The organism is Lentzea sp. NEAU-D7 (assembly GCF_026242055.1).
Lineage (GTDB): Bacteria > Actinomycetota > Actinomycetes > Mycobacteriales > Pseudonocardiaceae > Lentzea.
Map to the genome: position 1 here is coordinate 17,894 of NZ_JAPJDL010000023.1, position 14,840 is coordinate 32,733.

A 14,840-nucleotide genomic window follows, 5' to 3' on the forward strand; every position below is an offset into this window, starting at 1 on the left:
AACCCGTTCTAGGGAAGGAAAAACGGATGAAGCGCACCTTCGCGGCACTCGCGGTCCTGGCCAGCACGATGGGTCTGGTGCTGGTCGGCGGTCAGGCCAACGCGGCTCCGGAGTCGGCGAGATTCGAGCTCGGCATCCAGTCGGCGGACGCCGGGATCAACGTCTACCGGGGATCGGACCTGGCGGGGTACGGCGACTTCAACGCCGACCCGGACGGCAGCGTCCCCGGCGACGCGATCCGGGCCTGCGACACGCTGGCGGACGGCTGGGGCGTCGAGACCCAGCTGGACGTCAACCCCGGCGCCACCTGGGACACCGACCGCGTCGTCAACACCCGCGGCCACGCCTCGCCCTACTGCAGCGGCTGGGCGAGCGGCAACATCGGCGAGAACACCCCGGTGGCCATCCGGGTCTGCCTGGTGAAGTCCGGCGAGACGCCGATCTGTTCCGGCAGGGCGTTCGGCGAGTCCTGACGCGAACCCCTCGTGGGTGTCCCCTCTCCGGGGACACCCACGAGGGTGGTCAGCCGTCGGCTCGGCCGGTGTCCCGGTGACGACCTCGCCGGAGTTGAGGTCTAGGCACCAGACGTGGTCAGCACTGCTCGAGCCGCGCCGAGAACGTTCCGGCCCGCACTCGTCGGTGATGGAGTCGGCGGCCGCGGCGAAGCACCCGTAGATCAGGACTCAGGTGGCCCCGGGCGTGGACCATCCGGTCCACGTCTGTCCGCACGGACTGGACATCGCCGGCTTCCACGTCCCGGTGCAGCCGCGGCGGGCGGAATCAGTGGTCGGCGACGTTCAGCACGTTCCACCCGGACGCATTCCCGGACGGCGGTCGAGCCCGCTCACGCGTCACGCCGCGCTGGCCGTGCCGTCACGGCCGGGGCTACTCCGGCCGTGGCGGCACGTCCCAGAGCAGCACCCTGCCCAGGGTTCCGGCGGTGGCGAGGGCGCTGCCGTCAGGACTGAAGGCGAGGTCGAGCACCGGGATGTCGCCGGTGTCCACCGTCGTGATGAGTTGCCCGGTTCTGGAGGACCAGAAGGTGATGCCGCCCTCTGCCCCGGCCACCGCCAGGACTTCGCTGTCAGGGCTGAAAGCCGTTCGAGCACCGGCCAGTGAGTGGCGGGTACCGTCCTTGTGCAACAGGTGGACCACGTCGACGGAGTCGACCACCGCGACGTGCTCTCCGTTGCCGGCGACAGCAAGCCCGGAGAGTCCTGTTTCAGGACTCGTCGTCGTCCAATGCCACGACCCGTCCCAACCCGACACCAGGATGGACCGGTCCTCTCCCGCGAGAGCGAGAACCTGGCTGTCGGAGCTGAACGCCCCTTCGATCACCGGCGCATCACTGTCTGCGATGTACTTGCCTTTCAGCGTCACCGTGTCCACGTAGAAGAGACGTCCGCCGGGTTCGACCAGCACCAGGGTTGCACCGTTCGGGCTCAGAGCGACGGGGCTCACCCGGTCCGGGATCTTTGCGGCGCGGTCCCAGCTCCGCTTCGAGGTGCACCGGCGTTTCGTCAGGTAGGAGGCTTCGTAGAGGGTGCACGTCGTGCCGTCGTGGTCGATCCCGGTGACGGTCCCAGATCCGCCGGAATCGGTCAGCGCACTTGATTCCCCTGAGTTCAAGTCCAGCACCACGACGCTCCACCTGGTGCGGAAGACCACCTTCCTCCCATCACCGCTGAACGAGATCGCGGCGACGTCAGAAGGCTCGCTGCTGTAGATCCGGCGGAGCGGGCTCTGTGCCTCCACCAGAGCGGCCGAGACGAACAGCAGGCCGATCATCGTGACGGCGACGATCGCTGGATGCTTGCGTTTGAGGCGCGTGCTGTTCGGAGCAGTCACAGGGCTACCTCGCCACCGGTCGGCCAGGTAGCCGCGGAGCAGATCGTGGCGAAGTTGGTAGGAAGGCCCAGCGCTGCGGAGGACGCCCTTCCCGTGGGCCTCGCCCAGGAACCGCATGAGGCGCCACGGCAGGTGCCCGCGCAAGGCGAGCCAGATGCGTGCGACCGTGTAGACCGACCAGGCCGTTCCCGTCCCGAACAAGACGACGATGCTGATCACCGGGATCGCGATGGAAGCGACCGCTGCTGCCTCAACGACGCCAACGTGCGAGTCCGAGGAGAAAGCCACCGCCGCGGCAGTGGCCAAGCCGCCGCAGACGCCAGTCACCACGGTGGTCAGCAATGTCGCAGTGCGATCGGTGCGCAGCACCGAGAGCGGGGAAGGCGCGGTGCTCCACGGTGCCGGCGCGGCGAGCCAACGCCCGATCGCCAGTGGTACGCCGACCGCCGCCGCCGTGACCAGCCACAGCATGATGCTGTCGTCCACCCGCCAGGTGGCGGCCATGATGAGCCAGGGCGAGCCGATGATGAGACCAGCGAACACCCCGATCGGCAGGTGCAGGAACAGCCCGCGAACGCTGGAGGAACTCCTGTGCGGGGTGCCGTCACGTCCCGCGACAACGCCGTTGGTCAGGGTGGCCACCCCGAGGATCGTCACCGAGATGAGCACGCCGGACAGGAAGTCCCTGGCGGAGGACGGGGTACGAGCCGATTCGCGGACGCCGATGACGAACTCGGTGGTCGCGGGCGCCGCGACCACGTAGGCGCTCAGGAGCGCGATCGCCGCCGCACCGCACACGATCGACACGATGACCGCGAGATCTCGTCCCACTCCGGCGGCGGCGATCACTGCGACATGACGCCGCTCGCGCGAGGGCGAGGTGTGGGCCGCGCGGGCGACGTTCAAACCGGCCACCAGGCCGACCGGCAGCCCCAGCACCGCTCCACCGAAGGCGTACTCGATCAGGTCGTCGCCCGATTCGTCCAGCAGTCCCCACGACGTCACGCTGAGCGCCGCCCCGGACAGGGTGATGATCGCGGTGATCAGGAGCGTGAGCACGAACGGCGGGACCGCGCGGGCGATCCGCCACCACTCCAGTTCCGTGTCGCCCACGCGGTCGCGCAGGTGGGCGGCGAGGAACGACAGCCAATGCCGCGCGCGGTCGCGGTCACGGTCGCGTGGGTAGGCCGCGACCAGGAACTGTTCCAGCAGGTGGTGCTCGATCTGTTCCTTGCTGCCCAGCCGGGTCAGCTCGCCCGGGTCCTCCCGCGGCCGCTTGTAGACGCGCCGGGCCAGGCTGATCATCAGCGGGGTGGACAGGGCGGCGGCCACCGGTCCGCTGGGGTCGTCGGTGAGCGTGCGCGTCACGGCCTGCCAGCGGCCGGGCCCGGCTTCTCGCACCTCGGCCTGGGTCAGGTAGACCTCGGCGTCCTCCGGGCGGATTCGTTCGATGTCGACGACGGCGGCGCGCGTCAGCACACCGCTCTCCGCCACAGCCTCCTCGAACTCCTGGCCGCGGCAGGTGATCACCATCCGCAGGTCTGACCCGGCCACGCGGTCCAGGTCCGTCAGGGCCTTGCCCAGCGAGTCCTCCGACATCTCGTCGAGGCCGTCCAGCACGGGCAGCAGACGGCTCAACGGCACACCGTCCACGAGTGACCCGTAATCGGCGGCCAGGCGGCGGGCGATCCAGTGCTCGACGTGCTCACCCGTGCCGGTCGACGGGTCGTGTGGCTGCCAGCCTGCCACCGGGAACAACACCGGCACGCGGTCGTGGGCCGCGGCCGCGATGGTGAAAAGCACGGCCAGTGTCGTTTTCCCCGCACCCGGCTCTCCCAGCACCACCAGTTGGTGGTGCGGTCCGCGCAGGAACTCGGCCGCCAACTGGTGCGCTACTGGACTGTCGTCGCCGGTGTCCTGCACCAGGGCTCCGACCAACGGGGCCGACTCCGGCAGCGAGCCGACCTGGGCGCGGCGTTCCGTCGGCCGCCATCTCAGCCGCAACGGCCGAGGCCCAGCCAGGCCACGCGTGGTCACCTCGTCCTTCCACTGGTCCGTCACCACTTCCCGCAGTTCGGTCAGGCGGTTCTCGAGCGACGGCGGCGTGCGCGCCGCTCGGAACGCCCAGGCCGCGCCACCCGCCGCGACCAGCAGGCCCGCCAGTCCTGCACCCACGAGCCAGCCACCGGACCCGCCGCCCGCAACGGCCCACACGACCGCGACCGCCGACGCGACCGCGACGGTCACGGCCAAGGACACGCCGGAAGCGGACTGTCCCGTCGTGATGACGAGATCTCCTTCCACCACCCCGGTCTGCACCGCGGTGCCGTTCACCGTCCCTTTGATCGCGTTCTTCACCTGATGACATCTCTCACCGGATCCGTCACCCGGTCGATCACGCCGCATGAGAAGCAGATCGCCTTTGGCGCCAAACGCGTTTCACAGATCGGCGTTCACGCCACCTGCGGTGGAATGTCCAATGAGTGATCGCGGATTTCGGGCTCGCAGGCGAACTGCGCGAGTGTCATGCCGTAGACGACGGTCGCGTTACCTGCTCTCCGCGGTGGCGCCGAGCGCCTCGGCGTGAGTGATCACCGGACGGTATCCGAGCTCCGCCACCGCTTTGCGGGTGTCGAGGGTGCACTGCTGCGAGAGCAACCAGAGCAGCGGCGGAGGCACCACCTCCAGCGCTGTGGCGAGGTCCATGTCCGGCACCGACGGGTCCACGCCGTGGAGCCGGAACTGCGCTTCGAGGAACGACCTGAGCTCCACCGGCTCGCGGTCGGTGACGAAGTAGGCCTCGCCGGGCCGGCCGTGCAGCCAGCCGAGGACCAGGCCTTCCGCGGCGTTGTCGACGTGCGTCACGTCGGTGAGCACCCTGCTGCCCTCGATCCAGGCCAGTGCGCCGCCGCGCGCGGCCTGGACGAAGGCGTCGACCAGGCTGCTCTCCGGGCCCCACACGAACCGCGGGCGGATGATCACGGTGGTGAGCCGGTCGTCCGACGCCTCCGCGACGAGCTGTTCGGCCTGCGCCTTGGCCGCGGAGTAGGGCGCGGGCGAGTCGGGCCGCAGGGGAGCGGTCTCGTCCGCGTCCACCAGGGGTTCGCCGGCCAGCAGCGCGGCTTCCGTTCCACAGTGGACGAATCGGCTCGCGCCGGCCCGGCGCGCGCCTTCGAGGGCGGCCGCGGTTCCTCCGACCGTGATGAGCTGGTGTCGTTCCGGGCTCGCCGCGAGGTCGGTCTCGGCGGCGAGGTGGAAGACCACGTCGTAGGTGTCGCCGGGACGGGCCCACGTGCCGGGGTCGAGGAGGTCGCCCCGGACGGCGGTGGCGCCTGCGCGCTCGACGGCGAGAGCCGCGGAGTCGCTGCGTGCGAGGGCGGACACCGCGTGTCCGTCCTCGACCAGGCGCCGGATGAGCGCGCGTCCGATGAAACCGGAACCACCGGTGATGAATGCTGAGGTCATGTCAGGTGCAACCCGCTCGGCGCCGCCGCACTTCCCGTCGCAGGATCGATATGAACTTGGTCGGTGATAAGTTCTGTTTATGCCAACTCTGCGTGCGCTGGAGTGCCTGCTGGCCGCGGCCGACCTGGGCTCGGTGACGCGCGCGGCGCAGCACCTGCACCTCTCGCAGCCGGCGATCTCGCACCAGCTGGTCGCTCTGGAGCGTGAGGCCGGCACCGCGCTGCTGATCCGCGACCGCCGCGGCGTCCGCCTCACCGCGGCCGGACGCGCCGCGCTGCCCGACGCCCGCCGGGCCGTGGCCGCCGCCGACGACGCCATCCGCCTCGCCCGCGCGGTGGGCCAGGCCGTGGGAGGAACCGTCCGCGTCGTGTGCGCGCAGAGCCTCACGGTGGCTTTGCTGGCGCCGGTGCTGACCCGGTGGAACGCGGAACGTCCCGACGTGACGATCGCGTTGCACGAGAGCACGGACGCGGAGTCGGCCGTCGCCGCGTTGAAGTCCGGCGAGGCCGACCTCCTGCTCGTGCCCGATCCCGGCGACACGGAGTTCGACAAGACCACGGTCGCCGAGGAGGAGGTCGTGGTGGCACTCCCGGCCCGGCATCCGCTGGCCTCGCGGCGCGCCCTCCGCCAGGACGACCTGCACGGCCAGCCGTTCGTGCACTTCACGCCGGAGAACCAGCTCGGCACGTGGATCGAGAGCAACCTCGACTTCGACCTGAGGGGGTCGGTGGTGGCGCGCACCGCCGTGACGACGCACGCGCCTCAGCTGGCGGCGGCGGGCCTGGGGATCACCGTCGTACCGGTCAGCGCCGTCACCGCGGGGTTCGCCGGCGCGGTCCGGCCCTTCGACCCCCGGTGGACACGCCGCCTGGTCGTCCTGACCGCGGGCACCCGCGACGCGCTCACCACGCAACTGGTCAGCGACCTGCGCGCAGGAGGCCTGCGCGTGCCCGGCGACATCGCGGACCAGCTGGCCCCCGCGTCCTGAGAACCGGCGCGGCAGTTCACATTCTCGGCACACCCCGAGCCACATGTTCATGTCGCGGAAACCAACGGGGTGCCCGCTCCCGCATAGGTTCTCGTCATCCTCGACGAGATTGATCCCTTCATCGGAACGGCTGCCACCTCACTGCCCGCGGCGCAAGGGCTGGCGGCCACCTGGTGGTGGCCGAAAGCGCAGGTCGGCAACACGCACCCCGGCGCGACGTCCCCGCTCGGCATGGTGTCCGCCTGCGCCTACTCCGGTGCCTATCCGACCGGCTACGGCCTCTACATGAAGAACACCGAGGGGCAGCCGGAGGAGCTGTTCGACCGGATGCAGGCGTCCGGTTTCACCCACTTCCAGCAGTCCGGTACCGGTGCGATCCGCAAGTACTACAACTACGTGCGGGTGACCCCGATGGTGCAGCAGCTGGACGTCCTCGGCGAGGCCTGGCCGCTGCACGACGAGACCGCCGAAGCCGGGTACTACGCGGCGACCCTCGACACCGGCATCCGATGTGAGGTCACCGTCGGCGCCAAGGTCGCCGTCCACCGGTACGTCTTCCCCGAGCACCGCAGCGCGCGGGTCGTCGTCGACCTGTCCTGCGGCGGGCTGGCCATCGACCTCGGCCGCACGGTGCCGCTGCGGGCGCACGTGGAGAGCCTCGGCAACGGCCGCGCCCAGGGGACGGTGGTCGTCGAAGGCGTGCCGCTGTCGGTCCACATCAAGGTCGACAGTCCTGGCTGGCGGCAGATGCTCTGGCACGACCGCCGGCTGATCGAGGGTGGCACGCGGCTCGACTTCGACCGCATCAGGCAGACCACGCTGCGCCCGTTCGGGTTGCTGTACATGGGCCCCACCACCGCCGGGCAGAGCGTCGAGATCCAGATCGGGTTCTCCCTGCGCGGCTGCGACCAGGCCCGCGAGAACCTGTACCGCGAATGCGGTGACGGGGCGCCCGCGTTCGACGTCGTCCGGGCGCAGACCGAGGCCCGGTGGCGCGACCACGTGGGGAAGGTGGAGGTCGAGGGCGGGTCACCCGCCCGGCGGCAGGTCTTCGCGACGGCCCTGTACCACTCGCTGATCAAGCCGTGCTTCGCCGACGACGAGAGCCCGTTCTGGCCGTCCTCGGGGCCTTTCGTGTTCGACATCTGCACGATGTGGGACATCTACAAGACGCAGCTGCCGTTGCTCATGGCGATCTGCCCGGACCGGGCGGTCGACCTCCTGGAGTCGCTGATCCGGGTCTGCGAGGAGGAGGGCAACTTCCCCATCGGCTATCGGATGGCGCGCGGCGCGGACAGGTTCTTCCGGCAGGCGAGCGCGCTGGTCCACACCGCGCTGGCCGACGCGCACGCCCTCGGGCTCGGGGACCTGGACTGGACCTGGGCGCTGGTGCACATGTACGACGACCTGCGCCGGATGTACGGCGAGGACTTCTACGAGCACGGCGTCGTGCACCCGATCTCGCACACGCTCGACCTCGCCTACGCCTGCCACTGCACCTCCGGCGTCGCCCGCAGCCTGAACGACGTCCAGCTGGCCGACGACCTCGACGCGCGCAGCCGCCTGTGGTCCAACGCGTTCGACCCGGGCACCGGCCTGCTCCTCGACTCCTCGTTCTACGAGGGCGGCAAGTGGAACTACTCGTTCCGGCTGCTGCACGACATGGCCGCGAGAATCGCGATGGTCGGTGGGAACGACGCCTTCGTCGGCATGCTCGACACGTTCTTCGGCTACGGCGCCCCGCGTGTGGCTCAGCCCGGCAAGCGGCCCGACCCGGTGGAGATGGCGGCCGGCTACCTGCTGAACCGGTTCGAGGGGCTGAACAACGAGCCGGACATGGAAGCGCCGTGGTCCTACCACTACGCGGCCCGGCCGGACCGCACGGCCGAGATCGTGCACGCGGCGCTGACCTGGCAGTTCGGCACCGGTCCCGGCGGCCTGCCGGGCAACGACGACTCGGGCGGGCTGAGCTCCTGGTACGTCTGGGCCTCGCTCGGCCTGTTCCCGGTCGCCGGGCAGAACCTCTTCCTCGTCAACGCGCCTGCGTTCAGCCGCGCCACCCTGCACCTCGGGGACCGCGACTTCGTCATCGAGACGCGTGGACACCGCGAGACGTCCATCAGTTCGGACGGGCTGGACGAGGACCCGCCGCCGCAGTACGTGCAGTCCGCCCGGCTGGACGGCAAGCCGCTGGACGCGGCGCACCTGCGCGCGTCCGACGTCCACGCGGGTGGCCGCCTGCTGCTCGAACTCGGCCCGCACCCCTCGGAGTGGGGACGCAAGATCCTTCCGCCATCAGTGTCCGACCCGCTCGGAAAGGGGGCTCGCACATGAGCAGGCCAAGCCGCCGTCTCGTCATCGTGGTCCGGGCCGACCCGGTCATCTGCGGTCACTCCGGAGAAGCCCGCAACCTGGCCGAGGTCGCGCTCACCCGCGGCTTCGACGACGTCCGGCTGCTGACGTGGCCGATATCCGTGCTGCAGGCGGCAGGGCTGCCGCTCAAGCCGCTGGACCGGATCATGCCCTACAGCGCGGGCATCACCGTGGAGCGGCCCGAGCCGGTCGGCGACTACCGGGTCCCCGACGGCCGGCACCTGGCCGGGCTGACGGGACGGCTGGTCGAACTGCTCGCCGACCAGGTCCCGACCACCTGCGTGTCGATGTACCTCGCTCCCCACGACGCCGTGGTGCGCGACGCCGTCGACGCGGCGCGCGCGGCCGGCTACGCACCCGACGTCCACACCATCGCGAAGGCGGTCGGCTCGGACGTCACCAACGTGATCCGCTCGTGCCTGCACGAGCGGCGGTTCGGGGCCGCCGTGGTCCTGTTCACCCGGTTCCTCGCCAACGACGAGGTGGTCGCGGTGTCGGAGTACACCAGGCAGGAGATCATCGCCTGCGCGGAGGCCGTCGACGCGCAGTGCGGCACCCGGTTCGCCCGCCAGTGCGTGCGGCGGATATCGGTCAGCTACCCGCCGATCGACACCTCGGCCTACCTGGGCCTCGATCCGGCTCTCGTGGACGCCGCCCTGAAGCGGCGCGGCCTGGAACGCGACGGGTACGTGTTGTTCCTGTCCCGGGTCACGCGGGCCAAGGGCATCTACGACCTGGTGGACGCGTTCGCCCGGTGCCGGGCGCGGTCACGGCTGAAGCTCGTGATCGCCGGCCAGGGCCCCGAACTGGAGCACCTCCAGGCGATCACCCGGCACGACGACCGGATCCTCTTCCTCACCGACGTGGAGGACGAGGAGAAGCCGCTGCTGATGAACGGCTGCGCGGCGTACGCGCTGCCGACCAAGCCCGAACCGGACTTCGTCGAGACCTTCGGCATCGCGCTGACCGAGAAGATGCTCGCGGGCGGCGGGCCGGTGATCACGACCACCACCGGGGGCGTCGGCGAGGCGGTGGGCGGGACGGCCGTCGTCGTCGAGGCGGGGAACCCCGCTCACATCGCCGCCGCGATCGACCGGGTCGTGCTCGACATGTCGGCCGAGGAACGGCAAGTCATGGAGGACCGGGCACGCGAGCACGCCCTGTCCTTCGACCGCGTCCGGGTGTTCGACGGCCTCTTCGCCACGTCCGGCGCGACTGCCGTCCTGACGGGATGAACCCGCGACAGTCGTTTTAGGACGCGGTGGAGCCCGGCGTTCCGATGGCGGTTCGATAGCGGATTGTTGGCCCGCGGGAGTCGAATCGTGTGATCGGGGTCGCACCGCAACCGGGCGTCCACTGTGGATGGATCCCGGACCGCGCTGATCGGCGGCTCTTCGCTCCGCGGGCCGGCGGCCGTCCGTTCCCGGGCCGTGCGGGCCACTTCTTGTTGCCGCGGAACTCCGCTCCGCGGGATGCCGAGCAGGCTTCGGCCTGCGGGGAGACATCAACGAGAGGAGGAAGGCATGAATGAGTACGAGCGTCTCGCTGACGAGGACGGGCACGTTCGCGGTTACGACTAGGGGCGGATTCCGCCTTCTTCGCCCTGACCGTTCTCGATCCCCTGGAAGAGCGCCGGCCGCAGCTCGCGCGGAAGTCGTGCTCGGTCGGTCTCTCCCGGGCGCGAGCGATAGTGGAAGAATAGACGATAAAGTAACAATAGATCGTGCTGCCAGCATCGGGGTATGACGGAGATCCTTGGGTACGTGCGCGAGAACTTCATCCTCGCACTGATCATCGGATGTGAGATCGGGTTCTGGTTCTTCCTGCTCGCCGGGCTGGTCGCGCGCTATCCGCTGCGCAGTCCCAGGGTCGGCGGCGCGCTGCTCCTCTGCACGCCCCTCGTCGACGTGGTGCTGCTCATCGCAACGGTGTTCGACCTGCGTGCGGGTGGCGAGGCGACGTGGCCGCACGCGGCGGCCGCCATCTACCTCGGTCTCACCCTCGGCTTCGGGCACAGCATCATGCGGTGGGCCGACCAGCGCTTCCACCACCGCTTCGCGGGCGGTCCGCCGCCCGTCCTCCCGCCGAAGCACGGTCGCGCCAAGGTGCGGTACGAATGGGCGCAGTTCGGCAAGTTCGGGCTCGCGTGGCTCATCTCGATGGTCATCATGGCCGCGTTGGTCCTCGTCGTCAGCACGCCCGCGCAGACCGAACTGATGTGGAAGGTCGCCATGCCGGTCATGACGGGCACCGGTGCGGCCTGGTTCGTCTTCGGCCCTCTCCTCACCACGATTCGTCCGCCCCGGCCGCGCCGCGGCGCCCAGCAGACGTACATCGGCTGACCGCCGATCCGACGAGTGGCGGAGAAAGCCGAGCAGGAGGAAGTGCGCAATGAGAATCGCCTGTTGGCAGGCAACGACGCACCCGTCCGACGTGGCGGGTGCTCTCGCCCGTCTGCGGGAGCGCGCGAAGCGGGCCGCCGAGGCCGGCGCGCGGTTGCTGGTCACGCCGGAGATGTCGTTGTCCGGCTACAACCTCGGCGGCCGCAGGCTGCGTGAGCTCGCCGAGCCGGAGAGCGGGCCGATGTGCCGCGAGGTCGCGCGGATCGCCGCCGAGGCCGGTGTCGCGATCGTGCACGGCTGGCCCGAGCTGGCCGGGGAAAGCGTCTACAACTCCGTGCGCCTCGTCGGGGCCGACGGAACGGGTCTGGCCACGTACCGCAAGACGCACCTGTTCGGCGACCTCGACCGGTCGAGCTTCAGCGCCGGCGACACGGGGGTCGTGCAGGCCGTCGTCGACGGCACGACCATCGGCTTGATCATCTGCTACGACGTGGAGTTCCCGGAACTGGTTCGCGCGCATGCGTTGCGCGGCACCGAGCTCCTGGTGGTGCCGACCGCGCTGATGGCTCCGTGGCACTTCGTCGCCGAGACGGTGGTGCCGGCTCGCGCCTTCGAGAGCCAGCTGTTCATCGCCTACACCAACTGGACCGGCGGGGAACGTCATCTGAAGTACTGCGGCCTCACCAGGGTGGCAGGCCCGGACGGCCGGGTCGTCCCGATCGACGCCGAGGCGCCGGACGGGCTGCTGGTGACCGACCTGGACCTGTCGCTGATCGCCGAGGTCCGCGCCGAGACCCCGTACCTCTCCGACAGGCGGCCGGAACTGTACTGAGCCGGGCTGGAACTGTTTTGGGGCTGTCCCAGGTCCTGGCCCCGTCGGCCACGACCTGGGACGCGTCTCAGATGACGATCGGCGCCAGCTCGTCGAAGAGGTCACCGGGCCCGGGGTTGTCGGGATGGGTCGCGCCGCCGAGGTGGCGCATCACGCCCCAGACCGCGTTCAGGGCGGTCTCGACGGCGTTCTCCGCGAAACCTCCCAGCCAGGAGATGTCGTCACCCGCCATGAGGAAACCGCGGTGCTTCGGCTCGAACCCGTCCTGCATGAAGTTGGTGAACAACGCCCGCTGGTACCGGTACTGGCCTGGGAGGCTGGACTTGAAGGCGCCCATGAAATTCGGCTCGGTCTCCCAGGTGACCGAGACCGGCGGCGCGATGATGTGCGAGCGGATGTCGACGTCCGGGTAGATCTGGGCGAGCGACGCCAGGACCACCTCGAGCCTCTCCTCGGCGGTGAGGGTGGCGACCTTCAGGGAGTCGTCGTTCCACGTGTACGACAGGCACATCACGCCGGGCTCGTCAGGCCCGTCGTCGAACAGGTAGACGCCCCGCGGCAACCGGTCGGTCAGCGTCATGCTCATGACGTCGCGGCCGGTCTTCTCGTCGCGGTCGCGCCAGAACGGGCGGTCGGTCAGCACGAAGAGCTTCGACGATCCCATGTAGTGCGTTCGCTCCACGGCGGTCCACAGGTCGGACGGCAGCAGGTCGGGGTCGCACTGGATCCGGGACAGCAGGTTCCAGCTCTGCGCCGTGAAGACGGCCACCGGGTACTCGCGCACCCCGCCGGACACGTCCTCGATCAGGTAGCCGGTGCCGTCGTCACCGCGGCTGATCCTGCACACACCGGGCATCGGCGTCCCGTCGTGCAGTCGTGCGAGCGAGGTGCCGGCCGGCCAGTGCACCAGGTCGTCCGGCTCGTGGTGCCACAGTCCCGTCGGAACCTGCTGGCTGCCACCGATGATGCGGTACTGCTTGTCGCCGACCTCGGTGTAGACGACCCGCAGGACGTCGAGCACGGAGTTGGTGAAGTCGGTGTCCCACCCGCCGCACCCGAAGCCCACCTGGCCGAAGATCTCCCGCTGCTCGAAGGACGAGAACGCCGCCGTGGAGGTCAGGAAGCCGTAGAACGACTGGTTCTCGAGCTCGCGGACCGTGCGGTTCCACAGGGCCTTGATGACGGAGATGTCGCGGCGCTCCATCGCCCCCATCATGACCGGCAGGTCGGCCTTCTCGTGCAGCGCCTTGGACCACGCGTCGGACACCTGCTGGAACGTCAGGGGCAGGTCCTCGGGGCCGCGCGCCCAGTGCGTCTGCCCGCGCAGGTTGATGACGGTGCTGGGGGTGGCGTCGGCCAGCGGGTTGGGGAACGCCACGGCTTTCAGGCCCAGCTTGTTCACGTAGTGGAACAGCGTGGCCGACGGCGAGAAGCGCATCGAGCCCAGCTCCGCACGCGGCTGCGGGTGCCCGTCGAACCCGACGGTGCGCATGCGCCCGCCGAGCTGCTCGATCTCGTACACGACCGGCCGCAGCCCCAGCTTCATGAGCTCGTAGGCGGTCACCATGCCCGAGATCCCGCCACCGATGACGGCGACCTCGGTGCCCCGCCGCTCGGCCGGCACGGCACCGAGTCCCGCCGGGTGGTTCAGCCATTCGTCGTAGACGAAGGGGAAATCTGGCGACAAACCCGTTGTTGGTGCCGGCTCGTCATCTGTGATAATCGACATGAATCCCATTTTTTGAAACCTCGATGATTCGTCGGATCTCAGCGGTGTGACGGAACTGCGGTCAGGGGTGGGTTCGCTGGAGGCAGACGCGGCGAAGGTGTCGCTTTCAGCGACGCGGACGAAAGAAGGACGAGCGCTATTTGGAGGGCCGGCGGGCCTTCAAAGCGTCCTGCGGGCCGGCCGTCACCACTTCGAAGTTCTTCTTCAGGAGCTTCAGCCGGTGGAGGAGGAAGTCCGGGCCCGCCACGCAGATCCTGGTCAGTCCCTCGTTCACCAGGCGGTCGTGGATGTGCCCCCAGTGCACCGGGTTGACGGTGGAGGCGTCGAGCATCGCGCCGACTTCGGTTCCCTCACTGACCAGAGAGCCGTCCTGATCCGAGATGATCGGCGTCTTCGTCGCTGTGAAGGAGAACTTCGTGAAGACCTCTTCCCGCATTCGGGCGCGCAAAGGCGCCAGAACGCGCGCATGTGCCGCTGGGCGCATCGTGGTCAGGCTGTAGCCGCCGCAGTCGCTGATCTTCCGCTTGAACGCCTCGAGGTGGTCCTCGTGCATCGTCACGAGGTGGACGTCGTGGTCGAAGTACCCGGAGATCTCGTGCCACTCGCCGTCCCGCGACATGGTGGCGAGGACGTCGTCGAGTCGTTCCTGGGGCGTGCGCACGACCAGCTGGCTGACCAGTTCGCGCTGCTCGGCCTGGAAGTAGTCCAGCTCGCACCGCGCCAGCTCGGCGGTGAGCCGGACCACCTCCCCGAACGGCATGGCGCCCGAATAGGCGACCGCGGCGCGCTCGCCGAAGCTGGACCCGACGCACATGTCCGGGCGGAAGCCGAGTGACTTCTCCATCCAGTCGGCCATCGCGACGGAGTTGACCAGGAACCCGATCTGCTGTGCCGCGCTGTACTCGTCGGGGCCGCTGCGCAGCTCGTCGAGCAGCGAGTACCCGAGCGCGGCGTCCGCCTCGGCCAGCCTCCGCCGGGCGAATGGACTGACCGTCATGAATCTGCCGACGTCGCCGAACTTCGACGGACCCATTCCCGGGAACACGACTGCTGTGCGGCTCATGGCGACGCCTCCGCGGCTGAGGTGAAATAGGAATGGATCCTATGTTCGGGCCAGTGCGCCGAGTAATGGAGCGTTTCCGCGTTCCGGTCATCGCCAAGTAATTCCGGTGGTCGTGGCCGCGGTGGAAGGGGAGTTCTTCCCCGATGGTCGGCGGGTGGAATCTCGCACATCCCGCACTTGCTCGACCTGTGATTACGTTA

General features: G+C 69.5%; 10 protein-coding genes. 6 read left to right on the top strand and 4 right to left on the bottom strand.

Annotation, left to right across the window (positions count from 1 at the left end):
* The first annotated feature begins 26 nt into the window (after nt 1-26).
* Nucleotides 27-473: a hypothetical protein gene (locus ORI60_RS35440; RefSeq protein WP_266042373.1), complete on the top strand. Its 447-nt coding sequence runs from the start codon at nt 27-29 to the stop codon at nt 471-473.
* A 412-nt stretch (nt 474-885) separates the two neighbouring features.
* Here the strand turns inward: ORI60_RS35440 and ORI60_RS35445 are convergent, their stop codons facing one another.
* Together ORI60_RS35445 and ORI60_RS35450 are read right to left on the bottom strand one after the other, a co-directional pair.
* Nucleotides 886-4,206, bottom strand: a complete 3,321-nt coding sequence (locus ORI60_RS35445) for an NACHT and WD40 repeat domain-containing protein (protein WP_266042374.1) — start codon at nt 4,204-4,206, stop codon at nt 886-888.
* A gap of 189 nt (nt 4,207-4,395) precedes the next feature.
* Nucleotides 4,396-5,313: an NAD-dependent epimerase/dehydratase family protein gene (locus tag ORI60_RS35450; protein ID WP_266042375.1), complete on the bottom strand. Its 918-nt coding sequence runs from the start codon at nt 5,311-5,313 to the stop codon at nt 4,396-4,398.
* A gap of 79 nt (nt 5,314-5,392) precedes the next feature.
* Between ORI60_RS35450 and ORI60_RS35455 the strand changes: the two genes are divergently transcribed.
* The 5 genes from ORI60_RS35455 (at nt 5,393) to ORI60_RS35475 (ending at nt 11,848) form a co-directional block, all read left to right on the top strand.
* Complete coding sequence (locus ORI60_RS35455; protein WP_266042376.1) at nt 5,393-6,301, top strand: LysR family transcriptional regulator; 909 nt, start codon at nt 5,393-5,395, stop codon at nt 6,299-6,301.
* Between the two features lie 120 nt (nt 6,302-6,421).
* Nucleotides 6,422-8,635: a glycoside hydrolase domain-containing protein gene (locus tag ORI60_RS35460; RefSeq protein ID WP_266042440.1), complete on the top strand. Its 2,214-nt coding sequence runs from the start codon at nt 6,422-6,424 to the stop codon at nt 8,633-8,635.
* A complete protein-coding gene (locus ORI60_RS35465; protein ID WP_266042377.1) occupies nt 8,632-9,909 on the top strand; it encodes a glycosyltransferase in 1,278 nt (425 codons plus the stop codon). The genes ORI60_RS35460 and ORI60_RS35465 overlap by 4 nt, the downstream gene beginning before the upstream one ends.
* A gap of 507 nt (nt 9,910-10,416) precedes the next feature.
* Nucleotides 10,417-11,016: a hypothetical protein gene (locus ORI60_RS35470; RefSeq protein WP_266042378.1), complete on the top strand. Its 600-nt coding sequence runs from the start codon at nt 10,417-10,419 to the stop codon at nt 11,014-11,016.
* Between the two features lie 49 nt (nt 11,017-11,065).
* Entirely contained in the window at nt 11,066-11,848 is a 783-nt protein-coding gene (locus ORI60_RS35475) for a carbon-nitrogen hydrolase family protein (RefSeq protein WP_266042379.1), read from the top strand.
* Nucleotides 11,849-11,915: 67 nt separating this feature from the next.
* On the opposite strand, the gene ORI60_RS35480 is transcribed toward ORI60_RS35475, so the two are convergent.
* On the bottom strand, nt 11,916-13,586 hold the full coding sequence (locus ORI60_RS35480) for a flavin monoamine oxidase family protein (RefSeq protein ID WP_266042380.1): 1,671 nt from the start codon (nt 13,584-13,586) through the stop codon (nt 11,916-11,918).
* A 127-nt stretch (nt 13,587-13,713) separates the two neighbouring features.
* Nucleotides 13,714-14,640, bottom strand: a complete 927-nt coding sequence (locus ORI60_RS35485) for an ACP S-malonyltransferase (protein WP_266042381.1) — start codon at nt 14,638-14,640, stop codon at nt 13,714-13,716.
* Nucleotides 14,641-14,840 lie beyond the last annotated feature (200 nt).

Coding starts and splice junctions, on each gene's coding strand:
- ORI60_RS35440 (WP_266042373.1), top strand. CDS start 27: ATGAAGCGCACCTTCGCGGCACTCGCGGTCCTGGCCAGCACGATGGGT.
- ORI60_RS35450 (WP_266042375.1), bottom strand. CDS start 5,313: ATGACCTCAGCATTCATCACCGGTGGTTCCGGTTTCATCGGACGCGCG.
- ORI60_RS35455 (WP_266042376.1), top strand. CDS start 5,393: ATGCCAACTCTGCGTGCGCTGGAGTGCCTGCTGGCCGCGGCCGACCTG.
- ORI60_RS35465 (WP_266042377.1), top strand. CDS start 8,632: ATGAGCAGGCCAAGCCGCCGTCTCGTCATCGTGGTCCGGGCCGACCCG.
- ORI60_RS35470 (WP_266042378.1), top strand. CDS start 10,417: ATGACGGAGATCCTTGGGTACGTGCGCGAGAACTTCATCCTCGCACTG.
- ORI60_RS35475 (WP_266042379.1), top strand. CDS start 11,066: ATGAGAATCGCCTGTTGGCAGGCAACGACGCACCCGTCCGACGTGGCG.
- ORI60_RS35480 (WP_266042380.1), bottom strand. CDS start 13,586: ATGGGATTCATGTCGATTATCACAGATGACGAGCCGGCACCAACAACG.
- ORI60_RS35485 (WP_266042381.1), bottom strand. CDS start 14,640: ATGAGCCGCACAGCAGTCGTGTTCCCGGGAATGGGTCCGTCGAAGTTC.